Below are 22,591 nucleotides of genomic sequence, written 5' to 3' on the forward strand. Positions count from 1 at the left end.
ATTTATTTTGTTTTCCCGTATTTTGAAAAAATAAGGGCCTGTACTAGATTAGCCCTAAATTCCACACCATCTCCGCAGGATTTTAAGCTGTCGGGACGGTGTGCCGAAGTTAAACCGAAATTCGCATTCTTTTAAGAACAGCGGGAAAGATTTGCGGTCGATTCCGTTGTATTTGCGTAAGACACGTTTTGCCTGATTCCAAAAATTCTCAATGCCGTTGATGTGGTTTTGACGGTCTGCAAATTCCTTGGAATGGTTAATACGGTGATGGATAAAACCACTCACGTCCAACTTGTCGTAACTGCTCAGGCTGTCGGTATAAACAATGCTGTCCGGCATGATTTTCTTTTTGATGACAGGCAGTAACGTTTCAGACTTGGCGTTATCCACCACAATGGTATAGACCCGTCCTTGTCGTTTCAGGATGCCGAATACCACTACCTTGCCTGCCGCACCGCGTCCTCGCCTGCCTTTGCGGCGTCCGCCGAAATAGCTTTCGTCCAGTTCAACCGGGCCGGCGAAAATTTCATCGGCAGCCAGTGCCAGATGATGGCTGATGACTTGGCGGATTTTGTGGTAGAACAGGATAGCAGAGTTGGGTTGTATGCCTAAAATATCGGCAGAGGAACGGGCGGTAACTTCCAACACAAAAAACGGAGCAGTTCTTTTTGTGCTTTCTTCTTTAATTTGCAGTGAGTTATCTTCATATTTTGAGGGTAACATCACTGCTAATCTAGTACAGCCCCTTAAAAAATCGCCTTGGCGCATGAGCCAACCCTTTCCCATATCTCTCCGAATACCGCTTGTGCCGAAAAATCCGACACGCCTCCGCCCGTGCCGCTATTCCAGCACGCTCAGTCCGGGCAAATCGGCAAAGCCGCGCTCGCGCACGATTTGGCAGAAATTATCGAGGTAGCTTTTGTGCGCGTCGTCGCTGCGCATGCCGGCGTAGAGCTCGCTGGTGAGCGGCGGGCTACCGATGGTGCGCGCGGCGATGTAGCCCTTTTCCAAGTAGGGGATCACCGCCCAATAAGGCAGGGCGGCCACGCCGCGCCGGCTGGCCACCAGCTGGATGATGGCGATGGTGAGCTCGCTGTGGCGGCGCGGCGGGTTGATGCCCACGGGCAGCAGGATTTTGCGCAGCAGGTCGAGCATATCGTCGGGCACGGGGTAGGTGATCAGCGTTTCATTGGCAAAATCCTGCGCCTGCCACACCGGCTTGGCGGCCAACGGGTGATCTTGCGCGCAGATGCCCACCATTTCGTAGGCAAACAGCGGCTGGTAGCGGATGCCGGCCTGCGGCACAGCTTCGGATACGATGGCGAGGTCGGCGCGGTGTTGCAGCAAGAGCCCCACCGGATCGGCCTGGAAACCGGACACGATATCCAGCTCCACCTTGGGCCACAGCGGGCGGAAGTCGCTCATGGCGGGCATGAGCCAATCGAAACAGGTGTGGCACTCCACCGCCAGCCGCAATTCGCCGCTGCCGCCGCCGGCAATCTGCGCCATGTCTCGCTCGGCGGCGGCCACCTGCGGCACGATTTCGCGCGCCAGCTGGAGCAGGCGCTCGCCGGCGGGGGTGAAGCGCAGCGGGCTGGATTTGCGCTCGAACAGCGGCGTGGCGTAGTAGTTTTCCAGCGCGCGGATTTGGTGCGACAGGGCGGATTGGGTGAGGAACACGCGCTTGGCGGCCAGCGACACGCTGCCGGTTTCGGCCAGCGCGAGCAGGGTTTTGAGGTGGCGCAGTTCGATGATGGATTCCATTTTTCAGGTAGCCTTTTGCTCAGCCGGCATTGTGCCGGCGTTTTGTTTTGTTTGCATTTTTTAGTTTTCAGGTAGCCTTTGCCGTGTGCGGAGGCTACCTGAAAATTTGCGCTCAATCGGTTTCCGCCATTTCCAGCGCCTGCTTGATATCCACGGCCACGATGCGGGACACGCCTTTTTCCTGCATGGTCACGCCGATGAGCTGCTCGGCCATCTCCATGGTGAGGCGGTTGTGGGAAATATACAGAAACTGGGTTTGCGCGCTCATTTCTTTCACCAGCTTGCAGAAGCGGCCGGTGTTGGCGTCATCCAGCGGGGCATCCACTTCGTCGAGCAGGCAGAAGGGGGCGGGGTTGAGGCTGAACAGGGCGAATACGAGGCTCATGGCGGTGAGGGCTTTTTCGCCGCCGCTCAAGAGGTGGATGGTGCTGTTTTTCTTGCCGGGCGGGCGCGCCATGATGGAAACGCCGGCGCTGAGCAAGTCGTCGCCCGTCATATGCAGCGCGGCTTCGCCGCCGCCGAACAGGGTGGGGAAGAAGGTTTGCATTTTGGCGTTTACGGCATCGAAGGTGGTTTGGAAGCGCTGCTTGGTTTCGCCGTCGATTTGGGCGATGGCTTCTTCCAGCAGTTCGATGGCGGATTGCAGGTCTTGGCGCTGGGTTTGGTAGTAGCCGTCGCGCTCGCGGGCTTCGGCCAGCTCTTCGAGCGCGGCCAGGTTCACGGCGCCGAGGGCTTGGATGCGGCGGGACAGGCTGTCGATTTGCTGCGACCAGTCTTTTTTCAGGTAGCCTGCCTGCTGCTCGGCTTCGAGTGCGGGCAAATCGGCTTGGCGAGCTAATAAATTGTCGTGGAAGTGTTTGGCGTTGAGCAGGGCTTCCTGCTGTTGCAGCAGGGCGGTTTGGGCGGCGGCCTGCCATTGGGGCAGTTCGGCGGCCAGCGCCTGCTGGCGGGCGTATTGCTCGCGCCCCTGCTCTTGGGTGGCGGCCAGCTGGGCGGCGGCGGCCTGCATTTGCTCTTCCAGCGCGAAGGCGGATTCGGCAAGCGCTTCCAGCTGGAGGCGCTGTTCGTCTTCGCTGTCTTCGGCGTAGGTGAGGGCGAGCTCGTGCTGGCGCTGCTGCCAGTCGGCTTTCTGCTGCACCAGCGCGGCCATGCGGCTGCCGAGATAGTGCAGCTGCTGTTGCTGGCGCTGGGCTTCGATTTCGGCGGCGTTGCGGTGTCGGGCGGCTTCGAGCACGGCCTGCTGGGCTTGGCGCAGGGCTTGCTGCGCCTGCCGGCTGTGTTCGGCCTGCTCGCGGCTGCCTTCTTCCAGCTCGGACAGGGCTTCTTTGAGCGCGGTATTTTCTTCGGCCAAGAGTTCGGCGGCGAGGCTCAGTTCTTCGATTTCCTGCGCCAATTGCGCCTGCTCTTGGGCGATGTGCTGGCGGCGCTGCTGCTCTTGGGCGGCACGGGCGGCCTGTTCGCCGGCCTGCTGGCGGGCGGCGGCGAGCTCGGCGGCAAGGCGGCGCTGTTCGCTTTGCGCTTGGCGCAGCGCGGCTTCGGCTTCGGCCTGCTGCTGTGCCAGCTTGCGGGCTTCGGCTTGGGCTACCTGAAATTTCGGCTGCCATTCGGCCAGCTGGGCGGCGAGCTCGTCGTGGCGGCTGTGCAGGCGCATTTGGCGGCCGGCGCCGGCTTCATGGTGCAGCAGCACGCCGAGGCGGTCGATGCGGTGGCCTTGCGGAGTGAGCCATTCTTGGCCGGGCTCGAGGCGGCTGCGGTGGGCGAGGGCGTAGTCTAAATCGGGGGCGCACAGGATGCCTTCGAGCCAATGGGCGAGGGCTACCTGAAAAGGCGGCTCGGCCTGGATTTGGTGGATTAGGGCTTGGGCGGGGCTGGCGGTGCGGTGGGCATGGGCTTCGCGGCTGAACCAGGCGGCGGCGGCTTCGGGCAGCGGAGAAGGCGGCCGGAAATCGGCGGGCAGCGCGCGGGCGTTGAGCCGCTCGCCGAGCACGGCGGCCAGCGCGCCCTGCCAGGCTTCGGGCACGCGGATGTGCTGCCACAGGGCGGGGGTTTCGGCTTGGCCGCTGCCCTGCCAGAAGTCGTGGCCGGCCTGCTCGGCCAGGAGGGCGGCGAGGGTGTGCTGCTCGGCTTGGGCGGCTAGGATGCGGCGTTCCTGTTCCTGCTCGTGTTCGCGGGCGGCTTGCAGGGCGGTTTTCAGGTAGCCTGTTTGCTCTTCTAGTTGTTGCAGCTGCTGCTCGCCGCGTTGGTATTGCCCGGCAAGGGCTTCGGTGTGCACTTGGGCGGCAGCGGGCGCGGCGCCGTCGGCGGGCGCGAGGGCGGCGGCTTCTTGCTGCAACCTGGCTTGGCGCTCTTGCAGCCGGCCGATATTTTGCCGGCTGTGTTGCAGCTGCTGCTGTTTGAGGGCGAGCTCGCGGCGCAGTCGGTCGGCTTCGTCGCGGCGGCTTTGCTGCTGCTCGGCGGCTTGGCGGCCGGCGCTTTCAAGCGCGGGCAGTTGTTCTTCGAGGGCGTCGGCTTCGGCGCTGAGGAGCTCGAGCTGCGCTTGCTGTTCGGCGGCGGCTTGGGCGGCGGCGCGGTGTTGCTGCTGGAGCTCGCTGTGTTCGCTGTCGATTTTTTGGATGGCGGCTTGGGCGGCAGCCTGCTCGCGCTCGAGGCGCTGGCGCTGGCTTTGCCGGGAGCGGATTTGTTCTTCGAGGCGGGCGCTTTGCTCGCGCAGGAGGGCGTGTTGCTGGTTCAGCCGGTATTGTTCGGCCTGCTGGTTTTGCTCGGTTTGGCGCAGCATGTGCACGGCGTCGCCGAGGGCTTGGTTTTGGCGGGCGAGCTCGTCTTGGCGGGCGCGGGCGTGTTCGTGGGCTTCGGCGGCTTGGTCGGCGGCGGCAAGGGTGTGCCGCCATTGGGTGAAGTCGTGCTGGTTTTGGGCGTGGTTGAGCTCGGCGGTGAGGCTACGGTAGCGTTCGGCGGCGGCGGCCTGGCGTTGGAGTTTTTCCACTTGCCGGCCGAGCTCGGCTTGCAGATCGCCGAGGCGCTGGAGGTGTTCGCGGGTGTCGCGCAGGCGGTTTTCGGTTTCGCGGCGGCGTTCTTTATATTTGGATACGCCGGCGGCTTCTTCGATGTGAGCGCGCAGCTCTTCGGGGCGGGCTTCGATGATGCGGGCAATCATGCCCTGTTCGATCACGGCATAGCCGCGCGCGCCCACGCCAGTACCGAGGAAGAGGTCGGTGATGTCGCGGCGGCGCACTAGCTGGCCGTTGATGTAGTAGCTGGATTCGCCTTGGCGGGTGAGCTGGCGGCGGATGCTGATTTCGCCGTATTGCCCCCATGCGCCTTGCAGGCTGCCGTCGGCATTGCTGAATACGAGCTCCACGGAGGCGCGGGGGGCAGGGCGTCGGGTGGCGGCGCCGTTGAAGATGACGTCTTGCATGCTTTCGCCGCGCAGCTGTTTGGCGGAGGCTTCGCCCAGCACCCAGCGCACGGCGTCGATGACGTTGGATTTGCCGCAGCCGTTAGGCCCGATCACGGCCACGAGCTGGCCGGGAACGTGGATGGTGGTGGGATCGGTGAAGGATTTGAAGCCGGCCAGTTTAATGTGGGTTAAACGCATGAAGGGTGTGGAAAAAACGGAACGCGGTATTTTATCGGAAGCGGGTGGGAGAGGCTACCTGAAAACATCCGCTGCTTTACGGATAAGTTTTCAGGTAGCCTTTTGCTGTTTCTTGCGGCGCAACCGCTGCCTGCGGGCGCGCCGATACCAGGCGATGCTCAGCCACAGCCACAATCCCCAAGCCACCAAGGCAGCGCGTGTCCAGCCGCGCGCATAACACCACCACTGCTCGGCTTCCTGCTGCGGGCTGAATTCGGCACGGTATTGGCGCACGATGCCGTCTTTGGTGTAGTCCAGCTCGGTGATCACGCGGTAGCTCAGCCCCGGCCCGCACCACGCGCTGCATCGGCAGGCACTCTTCCCGCTGCCACAGCTCTTCATCGTATTGGCAGAGCGGGTCGGCCGGGTTGCGGCAATCCAGATTGAGCTGCGTGCCGTCTCTGCCGTACGAATGGTGCCGGCGATATGCGGATTGTCGTCATCGTCATACCATTGGCGCCGCGTCAGTTCGCCGCTGCCATAGCGCACATAGGATACGGGCGTGCGCAAATGCTGCCAGCGCTTGTGGTTTTCCGCCGCCGACACCAAGGCGCCCATACCCACGCCTGCGGCTACCAACATGCCGCTCAGCTAAAGCCAAGGCAGGCTGAATTGAATCTTCGCAAAATCGCGGTTCAGTCGCTCTTTGTTCTGTTGTATCTGCCGTATGGTGTGAAAAAAATTGCCCATCCCGCCTCCTGTATTTCAGCAGCCAAATTGTATAGCGAAACAAGCAAGATAAACCATGCATGGGCTTAAGGCTACCTGAAAACTGCCGACTGACCAACCCAAAACCGTCCGCCAAACGATAGATTTGTTTTTGCCAAACGATAGCATTTTGTAATACAATGCCCCGTCTTGAGTAACAACTCATTTACTATTGAAATCAATGGATAAGCAAAAGAAACTCGTTACCGTAATGGTGCTGGACGAACAGCACACCGAAACCTTTGTGATCGAAGAATCACGGCTGCGTGCCATCAAACCCACCATTATCGGGCTTTCCCTCGCCACGGCAGCGCTACTGGCCGGCCTGCTGGCGCTAGGCTGGCACTACTACCAAAGCTACCATCAATTTGCCCAACAGCAGGCGCAAACGCAACAGCTCGCCCAAGAAATCGAAGACTTGAAAGAAGCGCGTTCCGCCGAAGTTTCCGCCAAACTCAACCAGCTGGCGCAATCGGAAAAAGCCGTAGCCGAGCTGCGCGAATATCTGCGCCAGCGCGGCGCCAACGTGCCCTCGCCGCCACCGCCCAAATCCGAAGATGGCAAACCCATCAGCCAGGCCGGCGGCCCGGTCAGCATCCTGCCGCCGGCCGATACGCCGGAGTTCAGCCAAATCATCGAACAACTGCTGAAAGCCGCCCGTAGCATGCCGCTCGGCCGCCCCGCACAAGGCGGGCTGTCTTCCGGCTTCGGCCCGCGGCACAACCCGTTTAGCGGGCGTGGCAGCGAATTCCACCACGGCTTAGACTTTCGCGGCAACATCGGCGACCCAGTGCGCGTCACCGCCAACGGCACGGTGGAATTTGCCGGCACCATGAACGGCTACGGCCAAGTAGTGAAAGTGCGCCACGGCTACGGCTACAGCACGGTGTACGGCCATTTGTCGCACATCGACGTGCAAACCGGGCAAACGGTTAAAGCCGGCGACCTCATCGGCAAACTCGGCTCCACCGGCCGCTCCACCGGCCCGCACCTGCACTACGAAGTGCGCCTGAACAACGAACCGCATGATCCCGCAGGCTTCCTCAGCCTCGCCAAATAATCCTTATCCCTTCCTTCCAGCCAAATCACGGAGAAATAACCATGTTTAAAGACAAGAAAGAACGTTCCCAACCCACCGGCAACGCACCCAGCGCCATCGATACCATCATCGGCGCCCAATGCCGGATTCAGGGCGACATCCTGAGCCAGCAATCGGTAAAGATTGAAGGCCAGATTCAAGGCAATGTGCAGGCCGGCGGCACAGTGATTATCGGCGACAAAGGCGCGGTAAACGGCGATATCCGCGGCAGCGAATTGGTGGTATTCGGCAAAACCGAAGGCTTGATCGAAGTGAAAAAACTCCACCTAAAGCCGAACGCCCGGGTAACCGGCAACATCCGCACCCAATCGCTGCAAGTGGAAGACGGCGCCGTTTATACCGGCGACATCCGCATGGACCGCAACGCCGGCAACGCCACCCTGCCCCCCGCCGGCAGTCCCGACAAGGCCATCGCCCCACCTGAGAAAGCAGCAGGCAAATAAGTCCAAGCCTGTTCGCTGTTTTCCCCATACAGCATAAGCAAAGGCTACCTGAAACTTTTCAGGGCCTTTGGCTGCTTTGCCTCGTATAAACTGAACCACAACTCGCCGCCGCTACATGTTCTCCCCTACTTTATTCCTCAAGATTTTCTCTGAAATTCGCTTGTCCCCCACAAGGAAACACCCCGGCTGATTAAGCCGGGGTGTCGGAATAGGTGTTTGGCAGTGTCCTACTTTCGCACGGGTATCCGTACTATCATCGGCGCTGGTTCGTTTCACGGTCCTGTTCGGGATGGGAAGGCGTGGGACCAAACCGCTATGGCCGCCAAACTAAACTGTACAAATCGTCAAGCCGCCGATATCGCTATCGGCCAATCAATCTTCTCCGGCCAAACTCTCTCAAGGTTCGACCGTCGGGTAATGTGTATCTCTTTCCAGTAAGCTTTATCTTCCGTCCTCTCCGGTGGCCAGCCACCGCAAAGCACTTCAAATGATAGAGTCAAGCCTCACGAGCAATTAGTATGGGTTAGCTGCACGCGTTGCCGCGCTTCCACACCCCACCTATCAACGTCCTGGTCTAGAACGACTCTTTAGTGTGGTTATACCACAAGGGAAGTCTCATCTCCAGGCAGGTTTCGCGCTTAGATGCTTTCAGCGCTTATCCTTCCCGAACTTAGCTACCCGGCGATGCCACTGGCGTGACAACCGGTACACCAGAGGTTCGTCCACTCCGGTCCTCTCGTACTAGGAGCAGCCCCTGTCAAACTTCCAACGCCCACTGCAGATAGGGACCAAACTGTCTCACGACGTTTTAAACCCAGCTCACGTACCACTTTAAATGGCGAACAGCCATACCCTTGGGACCGACTACAGCCCCAGGATGTGATGAGCCGACATCGAGGTGCCAAACTCCGCCGTCGATATGAACTCTTGGGCGGAATCAGCCTGTTATCCCCGGAGTACCTTTTATCCGTTGAGCGATGGCCCTTCCATTCAGAACCACCGGATCACTATGTCCTGCTTTCGCACCTGCTCGACTTGTCGGTCTCGCAGTTAAGCTACCTTTTGCCATTGCACTATCAGTCCGATTTCCGACCGGACCTAGGTAACCTTCGAACTCCTCCGTTACTCTTTGGGAGGAGACCGCCCCAGTCAAACTGCCTACCATGCACGGTCCCCGATCCGGATCACGGACCTGGGTTAGAACCTCAAAGTCACCAGGGTGGTATTTCAAGGACGGCTCCACAGAAACTGGCGTCTCTGCTTCTAAGCCTCCCACCTATCCTACACAAGTGACTTCAAAGTCCAATGCAAAGCTACAGTAAAGGTTCACGGGGTCTTTCCGTCTAGCAGCGGGTAGATTGCATCTTCACAACCACTTCAACTTCGCTGAGTCTCGGGAGGAGACAGTGTGGCCATCGTTACGCCATTCGTGCGGGTCGGAACTTACCCGACAAGGAATTTCGCTACCTTAGGACCGTTATAGTTACGGCCGCCGTTTACTGGGGCTTCGATCCGATGCTCTCACATCTTCAATTAACCTTCCAGCACCGGGCAGGCGTCACACCCTATACGTCCACTTTCGTGTTTGCAGAGTGCTGTGTTTTTAATAAACAGTCGCAGCCACCGATTCTCTGCGACCCTCCAACGCTTACGCCGCGAAGGCTTAACGTCGAAGGGCATACCTTCTCCCGAAGTTACGGTATCAATTTGCCGAGTTCCTTCTCCCGAGTTCTCTCAAGCGCCTTAGAATTCTCATCCTGCCCACCTGTGTCGGTTTGCGGTACGGTTCGATTTAAGCTGAAGCTTAGTGGCTTTTCCTGGAAGCGTGGTATCGGTCACTTCGCATCCGTAGATGCTCGTTATCGCTTCTCGGTGTTTCGAAGAACCGGATTTGCCTAGTCCTTCCACCTACCGGCTTGAACAAACTATTCCAACAGTTTGCTGACCTAACCTTCTCCGTCCCCACGTCGCACTTAAATCAAGTACGGGAATATTAACCCGTTTCCCATCGACTACGCATCTCTGCCTCGCCTTAGGGGCCGACTCACCCTGCGCCGATGAACGTTGCGCAGGAAACCTTGGGCTTTCGGCGAGCGGGCTTTTCACCCGCTTTATCGCTACTCATGTCAACATTCGCACTTCTGATACCTCCAGCATACCTTACGATACGCCTTCTCAGGCCTACAGAACGCTCCCCTACCATGCACGCTTCATTAAAACAACTCTGCTTCCACCATCCGTCACGCTCGACTTTGATGGGCGCTTTCCGTCGCTTCGCTCCGGTAAGCTGTTTTAATGAAGCGTGCATCCGCAGCTTCGGTTATAGATTTGAGCCCCGTTACATCTTCCGCGCAGGATGACTCGACCAGTGAGCTATTACGCTTTCTTTAAATGATGGCTGCTTCTAAGCCAACATCCTGGCTGTCTAAGCCTTCCCACTTCGTTTACCACTTAATCTATCATTTGGGACCTTAGCTGGCGGTCTGGGTTGTTTCCCTTTCGACAACGGACGTTAGCACCCGCTGTCTGTCTCCCATGCTCACACTTTCCAGTATTCTGAGTTTGCCATGGGTTGGTAAGTCGCAATGACCCCCTAGCCATAACAGTGCTTTACCCCCGGAAGTGATACATGAGGCACTACCTAAATAGTTTTCGGGGAGAACCAGCTATCTCCGAGTTTGTTTAGCCTTTCACCCCTATCCACAGCTCATCCCCGCATTTTGCAACATGCGTGGGTTCGGTCCTCCAGTACCTGTTACGGCACCTTCAACCTGGCCATGGATAGATCACTCGGTTTCGGGTCTACGCCCAGCAACTCGTCGCCCTATTAAGACTCGGTTTCCCTACGCCTCCCCTATCCGGTTAAGCTCGCTACTGAACGTAAGTCGTTGACCCATTATACAAAAGGTACGCAGTCACCCCAGATTTAAGCATCCTGCTATCTTGCTTAAATCTGCCAGTTTCACTCCTTAGTCTGCTTTTAGCTCGCTGCTCGCTCGCTGAAAGAACCAAGATACTTAAATCTGGGGCTCCCACTGTTTGTATGCATCAGGTTTCAGGTTCTATTTCACTCCCCTCCCGGGGTTCTTTTCGCCTTTCCCTCACGGTACTGGTTCACTATCGGTCGATGATGAGTATTTAGCCTTGGAGGATGGTCCCCCCATCTTCAGACAGGATTTCTCGTGTCCCGCCCTACTTGTCGTATACCTAGTACCACTACCGAGATTTCGAATACGGGGCTATCACCCACTATGGCGGAACTTTCCATTTCCTTCTTCTATCTCAACAGCTATCGTATACAGGCTCCTCCGCGTTCGCTCGCCACTACTTGCGGAATCTCGGTTGATTTCTTTTCCTCCGGGTACTGAGATGGTTCAGTTCTCCGGGTTCGCTTCGCTTACCCTATGGATTCGGATAAGGATACCGTACAAAATACGGTGGGTTTCCCCATTCGGACATCACCGGATCATAGCTCTATTGCCAGCTCCCCGATGCTTTTCGCAGGCTTACACGTCCTTCGTCGCCTATCATCGCCAAGGCATCCACCTGATGCACTTATTCACTTGACTCTATCATTTGAAGTGCCTTTCTGACTTTGCCCTCCCTGCGTTGACGACAGTCGGGACTTAAGGCCTCTACTCTGATAAAGCTTACTGCTTGTTGTGTCCGAATCCTGCCTTTTGTCTCAGGATCCGGTCAATACAATCATTACCCAAATTTCAGTAAGTGGGGCACACCCCCTCTTACTTCGTTTGTTTATTGATTTCGGCTTGCCAATTTGTTAAAGATCGATGCGTCGCTTGCGCTTCGCAAATCAAAACCAGCTGCTTTCAAGTGGCCTGAAAGCGGTTCGCTTTGATTTGAAAAGTGCTGGGTCTGTGGTGGAGGCAAACGGGATCGAACCGATGACCCCCTGCTTGCAAAGCAGGTGCTCTACCAACTGAGCTATGCCCCCTTACCTCTCTCCTCGGGCGTTTCTACTGCTCTGCCTCTGGCTTCAGCGTGGTGGTGGGTCTGGGAGGACTTGAACCTCCGACCCCACGCTTATCAAGCGTGTGCTCTAACCAGCTGAGCTACAAACCCAAGGTCTTCTCTTGCATCTGTGTGATTACCGATAGGTGTGGATGCTCCTGCCCCGCTTTTCTCTAGAAAGGAGGTGATCCAGCCGCAGGTTCCCCTACGGCTACCTTGTTACGACTTCACCCCAGTCATGAAGCATACCGTGGCAAGCGGCCTCCTCGCGGTTAGCCTACCTGCTTCTGGTATCCCCCACTCCCATGGTGTGACGGGCGGTGTGTACAAGACCCGGGAACGTATTCACCGCAGTATGCTGACCTGCGATTACTAGCGATTCCGACTTCATGCACTCGAGTTGCAGAGTGCAATCCGGACTACGATCGGTTTTCTGGGATTGGCTCCGCCTCGCGGCTTGGCTACCCTCTGTACCGACCATTGTATGACGTGTGAAGCCCTGGTCATAAGGGCCATGAGGACTTGACGTCATCCCCACCTTCCTCCGGTTTGTCACCGGCAGTCTCATTAGAGTGCCCAACTAAATGATGGCAACTAATGACAAGGGTTGCGCTCGTTGCGGGACTTAACCCAACATCTCACGACACGAGCTGACGACAGCCATGCAGCACCTGTGTTACGGCTCCCGAAGGCACCCTTCCGTCTCTGGAAGGTTCCGTACATGTCAAGACCAGGTAAGGTTCTTCGCGTTGCATCGAATTAATCCACATCATCCACCGCTTGTGCGGGTCCCCGTCAATTCCTTTGAGTTTTAATCTTGCGACCGTACTCCCCAGGCGGTCGATTTCACGCGTTAGCTACGCTACTAAGCAGTCAAGCTGCCCAACAGCTAATCGACATCGTTTAGGGCGTGGACTACCAGGGTATCTAATCCTGTTTGCTACCCACGCTTTCGAGCATGAACGTCAGTGTTATCCCAGGGGGCTGCCTTCGCCATCGGTATTCCTCCACATCTCTACGCATTTCACTGCTACACGTGGAATTCTACCCCCCTCTGACACACTCTAGCCATCCAGTTCAGAACGCAGTTCCCAGGTTAAGCCCGGGGATTTCACATCCTGCTTAAATAACCGTCTGCGCTCGCTTTACGCCCAGTAATTCCGATTAACGCTCGCACCCTACGTATTACCGCGGCTGCTGGCACGTAGTTAGCCGGTGCTTATTCTTTCGGTACCGTCAGCAGAAACGGGTATTAACCGTCCCCTTTTCTTCCCGAACAAAAGTACTTTACAACCCGAAGGCCTTCTTCATACACGCGGCATGGCTGGATCAGGGTTGCCCCCATTGTCCAAAATTCCCCACTGCTGCCTCCCGTAGGAGTCTGGGCCGTGTCTCAGTCCCAGTGTGGCGGATCGTCCTCTCAGACCCGCTACTGATCGTCGCCTTGGTAGGCCTTTACCCCACCAACTAGCTAATCAGATATCGGCCGCTCAAATAGCGCAAGGCCTTTCGGTCCCCTGCTTTCCTCCTCAGAGCGTATGCGGTATTAGCCAATCTTTCGATTGGTTATCCCCCACTACTCGGCACGTTCCGATATGTTACTCACCCGTTCGCCACTCGCCGGCAGAAGTGCAAGCACTCCTCCGCTGCCGTTCGACTTGCATGTGTAAAGCATGCCGCCAGCGTTCAATCTGAGCCAGGATCAAACTCTTATGTTCAATCTCTAACTTTAAACTTCTGGTCTGCTTCAAAGAAACCAACAGATCAATGTCTAAAACATCGTCTTGTCTTCTCTTAGCAGTGCGGATGCCGAAACATCCACACTTATCGGTAATCTCACTGTTAAAGAACAATTCCGCTCCCGAATAAAAACGACACGTCTCAAAACCAATCAGTCCAACCAATTTCGAAACGGTGCCGTGGAAGCAGCGAAGATGCGAACTATACGCCATCCCCTCCCCACCTGTCAAATACTCAAGAACTAAATTTCTATCCAAAACACTCAAATCCTACATATCATTGAGAATTTAATTTCACATTTCTCCTCTTTCCTACCCGATACTGCCGGCTGCCCTTTCCCTCTCAAGCGGCGTAAAATACGCACCACTTCATTCCACAAGGCCGAAACCATGAATTTCCCACACCGCCAAGTTCCCTATTCCCGCCCGCGCCGCATGCGTAAAGACGACTTTTCCCGCCGCCTGATGCGCGAGCACGCCCTCAGCACCGACGACTTGATTTACCCCGTATTCGTGTTGGAACAAGGCTCGGACAACGAGCCCATTCCCTCCATGCCCGGCATCGAGCGGCAAACTTTAGATAACTTATTGCGCCAGGCCGAACAAGCCTGCGAGCTCGGCATCCCCATGCTGGCCCTATTCCCTGCCGCCGTGCCGCACAAAGACCTGAGCGCCAGCGAAGCCTACAACCCGGAAGGCATCGTGCCGCGCACCGTGCGCGCCCTGCGCGAACGCTTCCCCGAGCTGGGCGTAATGACCGACGTGGCGCTCGACCCCTACACCAGCCACGGCCAAGACGGCCTGATTGACGAACACGGCTATGTGCTGAACGACGAAACCGTGGAAGTACTGATCAAACAAGCCCTGTGCCACGCCGAAGCCGGCGCGCAGGTGATCGCCCCCTCCGACATGATGGACGGCCGCATCGGGGCCATCCGCGAAGCCCTGGAAGACGCCGGCCACATCCACACCCGCCTGATGGCCTACTCCGCCAAATACGCCTCCGCCTTCTACGGCCCGTTCCGCGACGCCGTGGGCAGCGCCGCCAATTTAGGCAAGGCCGACAAGCGCACCTACCAACTCGACCCCGCCAACAGCAACGAAGCCTTGCAGGAAATCGTGCTCGATTTGCAGGAAGGTGCCGACATGGTGATGGTGAAGCCCGGCCTGCCCTATCTCGACATCATCCGCCGCGTGAAAGACCAATTCGGCGTGCCCACCTATGCCTACCAAGTATCCGGCGAATACGCCATGCTGCAAGCCGCCATCCAAAACGGCTGGCTCGACGGCAGCAAAGTCATCCTCGAAAGCCTGCTCGCCTTCAAACGCGCCGGCACCGACGGCATCCTCACCTACTACGCTATCGAAGCCGCCAAACAGCTAAAACAGCAGCGCTAAGCAGCGGCACAACAAAAGGCTACCTGAAAACCTCGGCTCCTCCCCCAAGCAAACCGAAGCTGTCATTACAAACTGTTTGCTTCAAGTCGTACCAACCGTGCCGCGGCAGCCCGATATGCTTAAAGGCTACCTGAAAATCTTAGCTTCGCAGAGACTCTGCTGCGCTGCGCTTTCAGGTAGCCCTTGTATGCCCGCAATACCAAACGCGGCAGTAATCACACGCCCTGTTTCAGGCTGGCTTCGATGAAGTCGTCCAAATCGCCGTCGAGCACGGCTTTGGTGTTGCCGGTTTCGTGGCCGGTGCGCAAGTCTTTGATGCGGGAGGAATCGAGCACGTAGGAACGGATTTGGCTGCCCCAGCCCACGTCGGCCTTGCCTTCTTCCAACGCCTGTTTTTCTTCGTTGCGTTTGCGCATTTCCAGCTCGAACAGTTTGGCGCGCAGCATTTCTTCGCACACGCGGCGGTTGTCGTGCTGCGAGCGGCTGTTTTGCGATTGCACGACGATGCCGGTGGGGATGTGCGTCATGCGCACGGCGGAGTCGGTTTTGTTGATGTGCTGGCCGCCGGCGCCGGATGCGCGGTAGGTGTCGGTGCGCACGTCGGCGGGGTTGATTTCCACTTCGAAGCTGTCGTCCACTTCGGGGTAGGCGAATACGGAGGCGAAGGAGGTGTGGCGCTTGTTGTTGGAATCGAAAGGGGAGTGGCGCACGAGGCGGTGCACGCCGGTTTCGGTGCGCAAGAGGCCGTAGGCGTATTCGCCTTCGAGGCGGATGGTGGCGCGGTTGATGCCGGCGATTTCGCCGTCGTCTTGCTCCATGATTTCCACTTTGAAGCCTTTGCGCTCGCCGTAGCGCACGTACATGCGCAAAAGCATGCCGGCCCAGTCTTCGGCTTCGGTGCCGCCGGCGCCGGCGGTGATGTCGATGAAGCAGTTGTTCACGTCGGCGGGCTGGTTGAACATGCGCTTGAATTCGAGCTCGGCCATTTGCTTTTCCAGCGCGGCCACGTCGGCTTCGATGGCGGCGAAACCGCCTTCGTCGTTTTCTTCGAGCGCCATGTCGATGAGCAGGCGGTTGTCTTCGATGCCGCCGGCAATCTTATCGAGCGTGAGCACGATGCCTTCGAGCACTTTGCGCTCTTTGCCGATTTCTTGGGCGCGCTTGGGGTCGTTCCAAAGCTCAGGGTCTTCGGAGAGGCCGACCACTTCTTCGAGGCGGTCTTTTTTGCCGTCGTAGTCGAGATAAACGCGGATTTCGGCGCTGCGTTGTTCGAGGTCGGAAAGGGTGTGGTTGAGCAGGTTGATGCGTTCGGCTTCCATGGTTTTTGTCTTTTGTGTAATCGAATGCGCGGATTGCAGGGCGCGTATTGTAACAGATTAGGCTACCTGAAAAATGGGTCTTCATACTGCGGACGCTTTTCTGCGGGGCGGGAAATTTTTAGCTTCGCAGAAACTCCGCTGTGCTGCGTTTTCAGGTAGCCTTTAGGATGGCTGCTTTCTCCGTGCACAAACGGTGTGCGCACAAAAAGGCTACCTGAAAACGGTTCAACCATTTTTCAGGTAGCCTTTGCTTTACTCGGCCGAGCCTGCCGTGCACGCTATTTCAGGCAGGGCAGGCCGGGCGGGATTAGCCGTGCAGGGCGCGTTTGTCCACAGCCAGGGCGGCTTCGTGCACCACTTCCGACAGGGTCGGATGTGCGTGCACGATGCGGGCGATGTCTTCGCTGCTGGCGGAGAATTCCATGCCCACCACGCCTTCGGTGATCAGCTCGCTCACCATCGGGCCAATCATGTGCACGCCCAAGATGCGGTCGGTTTTGGCATCAGCTAGGATTTTCACCGTGCCTTTGGCCTTGCCCAAGCCCATGGCGCGGCCGTTGGCGGCGAAGCCGGAGGTGCCTTTTTTGTATTCCACGCCTTCGGCTTTGAGCTGCTCTTCGGTTTTGCCCACCCAGGCGATTTCCGGATCGGTGTAGATCACCCACGGGATGGTGTTGAAATCCAAATGCGGTTTCTGACCGGCAATGCGTTCGGCCACGGCCACGCCTTCGTCGCTGGCTTTGTGCGCCAGCATCGGGCCGCGCACCACGTCGCCGATGGCCCACACGTTGGGCAAGTTGGTGCGGCATTCGCCGTCCACCACGATGAAGCCGCGGTCGTCTTTTTGCAGGCCCACGGCTTCGGCATTCAGGCCGTGCGTGTTCGGCACGCGTCCGATGGCCACGATAAGCTTGTCAAACTCGGCGGTTTTCGCCTCACCCTTGGCGCTAACAAATTCAACGCTCACCTTGCTCTCGCCGCTGGTGATCTTGTTCAGCTTCACGCCCAGCTCGATGTGCAAGCCCTGCTCGCGGGTGAAATATTTAAACGCTTCTTTGGCAATCTGCTGGTCGGCAGCGGCCAGGAACACCGGCGAAGCTTCCAGAATGGTCACTTCCGAGCCCACGCGGTTCCACACGGAGCCCATTTCCAGGCCGATTACGCCGGCGCCGATCACGCCCAGCTTAGCCGGCACTTCGGTCAGGTTCAGCGCACCTTCGTTGTCCAGCACGTTGACATTGTCGATGTCCACCAGCGGCAGCGGGCGCGGGGTGGAGCCGGTGGCCACGATGATGTGCTTGCCTTCCACGGTGGTTTTCTCGCCCGCGTCGTCCACTTCCAGCTGCCAGAAATCGCCGTTTTTGCCCACGAAGGAGGCGGTGCCAAACAGACTGGTTACCTTATTCTTTTGAAACAGGAATTTGATGCCGCCGGTGAGCTTGGTGACGATGGCGTCTTTGCGCTCGATCATCTTGGCTGCATCAAACTTCACGTCGCCCACGGTGATGCCGTGCTCGGCAAAATCGTGCTGCGCGGCGTGGAAATGCTCGGAAGACTGCAACAGCGCCTTGGAAGGAATGCAGCCCACATTCAGGCAGGTGCCGCCCAAAGCGGGGGCGTCTCCGGCCTTATCCACGCCAGCGTCGATACAGGCGGTTTTGAAACCCAGTTGGGCGGCGCGGATGGCGGCGATGTATCCGCCGGGGCCTGCACCGATTACCACTACGTCAAACTGAGACATATTGAAGCTCCTTTTGTGTGAAAACCAAGGTGGGGAAAATAAGCCGCTTGGCATGGTTTGGCATTATTTCATGCTAAGCGGCTGAAAATCATTGCTTACTTCGGCGCGGAAGCGGATTGCCCGCTGCCCATCACTGTGTCGTGCTGCGCCATATGCTCTTGCAGCTCGGCCAAGGAAGACTGGATGGTTTCCCAATCTTCTTTGATGGCGGCCACGGGCGCGGGTTTGCCCTGTTTGTCCCAAGCGGAAATAACAGGCTGGCCTTCGCCGTTGGCATTGCCGATGGAATTGACCATGATGCCGCCGCCCGGGTAGTAGGCGTTCATGATCACGTGCTGTTTGTCGGCGGCGGGGTGTATCCACATCATCGGTTTGCCGTCGGCATAGAGGAACAATACTTCGTTTTCCAGCCCGGGCTCGGTGTCGCGCCCCTGCATGGCAAGGCGGCCGTTGCGGTACACGCCGAGCCAGCCGTTCAGCTTGCCTTGGGCAAACTCGCCGGCGGAGGAAATCGAGCCGTCTTCATCTTTCCACACCACCAAGCTGTCGTTTATATCGGTGGAGAAGTCTTTCGGATCGCCGTCTTTCACCAGGAGGGCGGGCAGAATCTGCGGTTTGCCGCTGTCTTGGTAGAAATCCTGCACCACTAGGCGGCCGTCGGGCATGGTGCCCAGGATTTCGCGGTAGTAGCCGCCGGGGCTGGGTTTGTCGGCGGGTTTGGAATCACGGTCGAAATAGATAAGCTGTTTTTCGGCGGCAGGCTGGTAGCCTTCCACGGCTTTGGCGGCAGCGGCTTCCAGCGCTTGCGCTTCAAGCGGCAGGGCTAAAGCCGGCGGCTGCTGGCTGTCGGCCTGGGCGGTGCCGGAAGCGGCGGGCGGAGCGGAAGCTTCGCTGTTTTGGCTGTTGTTTTGACTGGGATTGCAGGCGGCCAGCAGCAGGGCGGCGGCCACGATGGAAAAGAGTTTGTTCATGGATTTCCCCGTAGGAATGGATGAATGTTTGCGTATACGGCAGACTGCCGCATTCTAAAGCCTTAACCCTTAAAAATCCATAGCGGAAACCTTGGCCGATTTGTCTAATCCACCCTTTGCCGGGCGGCATAAGAAAAGGCTACCTGAAAATTCTACGGAACGAATTTTCAGGTAGCCTCTATGCCGCGCCGGCGGCTTTAGCGCAGGTGTTTGCTCATCAGGTAGTTTACGCGCTGGAGGTTGTCGCGCAGCGGGGTTTGCACGTCGGCGGCGGTGGCGCTGCTGCCGTCTTCTTTCCAGAATTCGGTTTTGGCGTTGCTGTCTTTGCCAGTGGTTTGCATCAGCTTGTTGCCGTTGGGGTAGTAGTAGGTGCGGACGAGGCCGTTTTCGGTTTTGTCGTCGCGCATGGCAAACAGGAGCTTGCCGTCGTCGTAGAAGCCTTTCAGCTCGAAAACGCCTTCTTTTTCGTCGGGCTCGCCCACGATGCTGAGGGCGAGGCGGCCGTTTTCGTTATACATGCCGGCGCGCAGCTGTTTGCCGTTGTGAATTTCGGAGAAGTTGGTGAGCCGGCCTTCGGGGGTGTACCACACCACCAGGCCTTCGATCACTTCGGAGTTGAAGTTTTTCAACTCGCTGTCTTTACCGATGATCACGGGGCTGATTTGCTTGGTGCGGCTGTCTTGGTAGAAATCCTGCACCACAGCGCGGCCTTCGGCGGTGCGGCCGAGCAGGATGCGGTAGTAGCCGCCGGGCATGGCGCGTTCGGCGGGGTCGCCGTCGGCGTCGTAGTAGGCGATGATGTTTTCTTGGGCTTCACGCTGGCGCACGGCTGCGGCGGCTTGGTTGGTGCGCGCGGCGAGCTGGTCGGCCTGGGCGGGGATGGCGTCGCCGCTGCCGGTGGCGGCGCAGGCGCCGAGCAGGGCGGACAATACGGCGGCGGTGAGGATGTTTTTCAACATGATGCGATGTTCTCCTAGGGAAAAATAGCTGAGTGGCGCGCAGTCTACACCAAATGGCGGGCGCTGTGTTTAGTGCGGAGGCAGCAGACTATTTTCATTGGATATTTTGGCGGGATGGTTTTTCAGGTAGCCTTTTCCTGCAGGAGGAAGGCTACCTGAAAACGAGCGCAGCGAGTTTCTGCGAAGCTAAAACAAGCACAATGAGTTTCGTTAAAACGATGGCTGAGTTTCTGCGAAGCTAAAAAAGCGAAGCGGTTTCTGCGCCGCTAAAGCTCGCCCCCGCCCTGCATAGGCAACTTGCGCCGCACCAGCCACACCAGCCCGAGCACCGGCACGCCCAACAGCGCGGTGAAGAGAAAGAAACCGTCGTAGCCAATCTGGTTCACGATGCTACCCGAATAGCCGCCCAGCGTTTTGGGCAGCAGCGTCATCAGCGAGCTGAACAGCGCGTATTGCACGGCGGTAAACCGGATGCTGGTGAGCGACGAGAGGAAGGCCACAAACACCGCGCTGGCCAGCCCGCCCGCCAAATTATCGAACGCCACCGCCAGATAAAGGAAAGGCAGATTGTGCCCCTGCCAAAACAGCAGGATAAACAGCAGATTGGTGGCCGAAGCCAGCACCGCGCCCAGCATCATCATGCGCATCACGGCAAACCGCTGCGCCAGCACGCCGCCAAAAAAGCCGCCCGCAATCGACATCAGCACGCCAAACGTTTTCACCGCGCCCGCAATCTCCTCCTTGCTGAAGCCCATATCGGCATAAAACACATTGGCAATCACCCCCGCCACAATATCCGAAATCCGATACATCCCAATCAAAGCCAGCAGCAGCGCCGCATGCCGCCCGTAGCGCCGGAAAAAATCCGCCAGCGGCGACACCCAAGTTTGCCGCACCGCCTCGCCGCGCACCAGCCCGGCGGCCACCAGCAGCCGCGCCACCGCGCCCGCTGCCAGCAGCGCCGCCAAGAGCCGCAAGCCCTCCAGCAGCAGCGAAGCCAGCGGCCCCGAATTTTCAGGTAGCCACCCGCCCGCCAGCCGGAACACCAGCACAAAAGCCAGCACCGCGCAGGCAAACAAGCCCACCAGCCGCGCATTGTCGCCCAGCGACGCGCCCGCCGGACGCTCGCGCCGCACCGCCGGCTCGCGCACCCACAGCGTGGTCAGCACGCCCGCGCCCATGGTGGCCGCCATCAGCCAATAAGTGTTGCGCCATGCCGCATACAGATAATGCCCCTTTTCCGAGCCGAAGCCGCTGGCCAGCCACAGCGCGCCCGCGCCCGCCGCAATCATGCCCACGCGGTAGCCCGCCGTATAAGTGGCCGACATCACCGACTGCATACCCGCATCGCCCGGCGCGATTTCAATGCGGTAGGCATCGATCACCACGTCTTGCGTGGCCGAAGAAAAACCGAGCAGCACCGCCGAGGCCGCCATCCAAGGCAGGGCCGCCGCCTGCGCCGGATCGAGCGCGGCCATCGCCAAAATCGCCGCAATAATCAGCCCCTGCGCGAGCAGCAGCCAGCCGCGCCGCTGCCCCAAACGGCGCGTGAGCCACGGCAGCGGCAGCGCATCCACCAGCGGCGCCCAGATGAATTTGAAGGAATAGCCCAGCGCCGCCCAGCTGAACATGGTTACCGTGGCGCGGTCCACTCCCGCTTCGGTGAGCCACAGCGAAAGGCTGGAGAAAATCAGCAAAATCGGAATCCCCGCCGCGAAACCGAGCAGCAGCATGGCCGCGGCGCGGCGGTCGGCATAGCCAGCCCAGGCGCGCCGTTTGGGCGCTGGGCTGCTGGCGGGAGAAGGGGAATCGGCCGGGCGTGGGCGGGATGAAGTCATGGTGCGGCTCCGCTGCGGGGTGAAACGGGGAAAACGCGGCATTATAGCGCGTTTGCTTCGGCGGCAAGGTTATCGCCAAAATACTTCACTTCCTGCTGCGTTGGCTTGCCTTGCCCTACTGCCTGCGGCTTGCCGCCTGGTATGCGGAAATCATCATTTCAGCTATCAGCGGCGCCCTGCGCGAGGGGCTAGCTGAAAAATTTCGGTTTTGGAAAGGCTGCCTCGTTTGCGCCGTGTGCGTTCCAACTTTGTTGGAGCGACGCTTTCAGGTAGCCATTATGGCATTAGGGCGTGGTTGGCAAACTGCCTGTGGTGAAAACGTAAAAAGGCTACCTGAAAACCGGTTTGCAGTTTTCAGGTAGCCTTTATTTTGTTGGTGGATGCCAAACGCTTTATTCCAAGGCTCCGCCCTGCTCTTCTTCCCCTTCTGCTGCGGGCATTTCTGCGGTGGGATGATCCGCTTCCATTATTTCTTTCAGGTAGCGGTAGAGCGCGCGGAAGTGTTTGGGCGGCTTGGCCTGCTCGCGTTCTTTGCGCGTGTTGCGGATGAGGGTGCGCAGTTGGCCGGCTTCGGCGGCGGGGTAATCGCGCAGGAAATCGGTGAGCGCGTCGTCGTGTTCCAGCAGGGTTTCGCGCATCTGCTCCACGCGCTGCAAAAAGGCGTTGTAGGCGGCGTGGCTGCCTTGCAGTTTGTCGAGAAACTCGCGGATGGGGGCGGGATCGAGGTCGCGCATGAGGCGGCCGATGTATTGGGTTTGCCGCTTGAGCGCGCCGTTGCTGTGGATTTTCCTATACATGGCAATGGCTTCGCGCAATTCTTCGGGCAATTCGATTTTCTTCAGTGTGTCGGCAGAAAGGCGGGCGAGCTGCATGCCCAAATCCTGCAAATCGTGCATTTCCTGCTTGCGGCGGGTTTTGCTCACCCATTCTTGTTCTTGTTCCTGCTGGCTGCTTGGCTGCTTGTGCATGGCGGTTTCCATAAAAAAGATGGCGGCATTTTAGCAAA

Annotated in this window: 12 protein-coding genes, 2 tRNA genes, 3 rRNA genes and 1 pseudogene; 3 read left to right on the top strand and 15 right to left on the bottom strand. The window is 58.4% G+C overall.

The genetic code is table 11. From position 1 onward, the window contains the following. Nucleotides 1-54 precede the first annotated feature (54 nt). The 4 genes and pseudogenes from LG371_RS01245 to LG371_RS01260 form a co-directional block, all read right to left on the bottom strand. Nucleotides 55-707 (bottom strand): annotated as a pseudogene (locus LG371_RS01245) (IS1595 family transposase). Nucleotides 708-840: 133 nt separating this feature from the next. Continuing rightward, nucleotides 841-1,764: a LysR family transcriptional regulator gene (locus LG371_RS01250; RefSeq protein ID WP_067594677.1), complete on the bottom strand. Its 924-nt coding sequence runs from the start codon at nt 1,762-1,764 to the stop codon at nt 841-843. Nucleotides 1,765-1,876: 112 nt separating this feature from the next. Then, complete coding sequence (gene smc / locus LG371_RS01255) at nt 1,877-5,359, bottom strand: chromosome segregation protein SMC (RefSeq protein WP_225747519.1); 3,483 nt, start codon at nt 5,357-5,359, stop codon at nt 1,877-1,879. A gap of 90 nt (nt 5,360-5,449) precedes the next feature. Continuing rightward, complete coding sequence (locus LG371_RS01260) at nt 5,450-5,980, bottom strand: hypothetical protein (protein WP_225747520.1); 531 nt, start codon at nt 5,978-5,980, stop codon at nt 5,450-5,452. 307 nt (nt 5,981-6,287) lie between these two features. Between LG371_RS01260 and LG371_RS12320 the strand changes: the two genes are divergently transcribed. Beyond that, a complete protein-coding gene (locus LG371_RS12320; protein ID WP_305054835.1) occupies nt 6,288-7,166 on the top strand; it encodes a M23 family metallopeptidase in 879 nt (292 codons plus the stop codon). 41 nt (nt 7,167-7,207) lie between these two features. Continuing rightward, nucleotides 7,208-7,648: a polymer-forming cytoskeletal protein gene (locus tag LG371_RS01270; protein ID WP_067594690.1), complete on the top strand. Its 441-nt coding sequence runs from the start codon at nt 7,208-7,210 to the stop codon at nt 7,646-7,648. Between the two features lie 214 nt (nt 7,649-7,862). Here LG371_RS01270 and rrf read toward each other — a convergent pair. From rrf to LG371_RS01295, 5 genes are all read right to left on the bottom strand, one after another. Further along, nucleotides 7,863-7,975, bottom strand: a 5S ribosomal RNA gene (rrf, locus tag LG371_RS01275). Nucleotides 7,976-8,140: 165 nt separating this feature from the next. Beyond that, nucleotides 8,141-11,217 (bottom strand): 23S ribosomal RNA (locus LG371_RS01280). Between the two features lie 310 nt (nt 11,218-11,527). Then, nucleotides 11,528-11,603, bottom strand: a tRNA-Ala gene (locus LG371_RS01285). Between the two features lie 51 nt (nt 11,604-11,654). Next, nucleotides 11,655-11,731 (bottom strand) — tRNA-Ile (locus LG371_RS01290). Between the two features lie 66 nt (nt 11,732-11,797). Further along, a 16S ribosomal RNA gene (locus LG371_RS01295) occupies nt 11,798-13,338 on the bottom strand. The 16S, 23S and 5S rRNA genes sit together here with 2 tRNA genes alongside, the layout of an rRNA operon. Before the next feature lie 411 nt (nt 13,339-13,749). On the opposite strand from LG371_RS01295, the gene hemB reads away from it, so the two are divergent. Then, nucleotides 13,750-14,757, top strand: a complete 1,008-nt coding sequence (gene hemB / locus LG371_RS01300; RefSeq protein WP_067591128.1) for a porphobilinogen synthase — start codon at nt 13,750-13,752, stop codon at nt 14,755-14,757. A gap of 215 nt (nt 14,758-14,972) precedes the next feature. Here the strand turns inward: hemB and prfB are convergent, their stop codons facing one another. The 6 genes from prfB to yjgA all read right to left on the bottom strand — a co-directional run bounded on the left by prfB (nt 14,973) and on the right by yjgA (nt 22,553). Then, the gene (prfB, locus tag LG371_RS01305; RefSeq protein ID WP_225747521.1) at nt 14,973-16,076 is read right to left on the bottom strand and encodes a peptide chain release factor 2; all 1,104 of its coding nucleotides are present in this window, start codon (nt 16,074-16,076) and stop codon (nt 14,973-14,975) included. 307 nt (nt 16,077-16,383) lie between these two features. Next, nucleotides 16,384-17,817, bottom strand: a complete 1,434-nt coding sequence (lpdA, locus tag LG371_RS01310; RefSeq protein ID WP_067591121.1) for a dihydrolipoyl dehydrogenase — start codon at nt 17,815-17,817, stop codon at nt 16,384-16,386. 95 nt (nt 17,818-17,912) lie between these two features. Continuing rightward, nucleotides 17,913-18,788 carry a hypothetical protein gene (locus LG371_RS01315; protein WP_225747522.1) on the bottom strand — a complete coding sequence of 292 codons (876 nt, stop codon included), beginning with the start codon at nt 18,786-18,788 and terminating at the stop codon, nt 17,913-17,915. Nucleotides 18,789-18,985: 197 nt separating this feature from the next. Next, a complete protein-coding gene (locus tag LG371_RS01320) occupies nt 18,986-19,747 on the bottom strand; it encodes a hypothetical protein (RefSeq protein ID WP_067591115.1) in 762 nt (253 codons plus the stop codon). A 266-nt stretch (nt 19,748-20,013) separates the two neighbouring features. Then, complete coding sequence (locus tag LG371_RS01325; protein WP_179945891.1) at nt 20,014-21,585, bottom strand: MFS transporter; 1,572 nt, start codon at nt 21,583-21,585, stop codon at nt 20,014-20,016. Nucleotides 21,586-21,977: 392 nt separating this feature from the next. Beyond that, complete coding sequence (gene yjgA / locus LG371_RS01330; RefSeq protein WP_225747523.1) at nt 21,978-22,553, bottom strand: ribosome biogenesis factor YjgA; 576 nt, start codon at nt 22,551-22,553, stop codon at nt 21,978-21,980. Nucleotides 22,554-22,591: the final 38 nt, after the last annotated feature.

The sequence above is a fragment of the Eikenella sp. Marseille-P7795 genome (assembly GCF_916618725.1).
Classification (GTDB): Bacteria; Pseudomonadota; Gammaproteobacteria; order Burkholderiales; family Neisseriaceae; genus Eikenella; species Eikenella longinqua.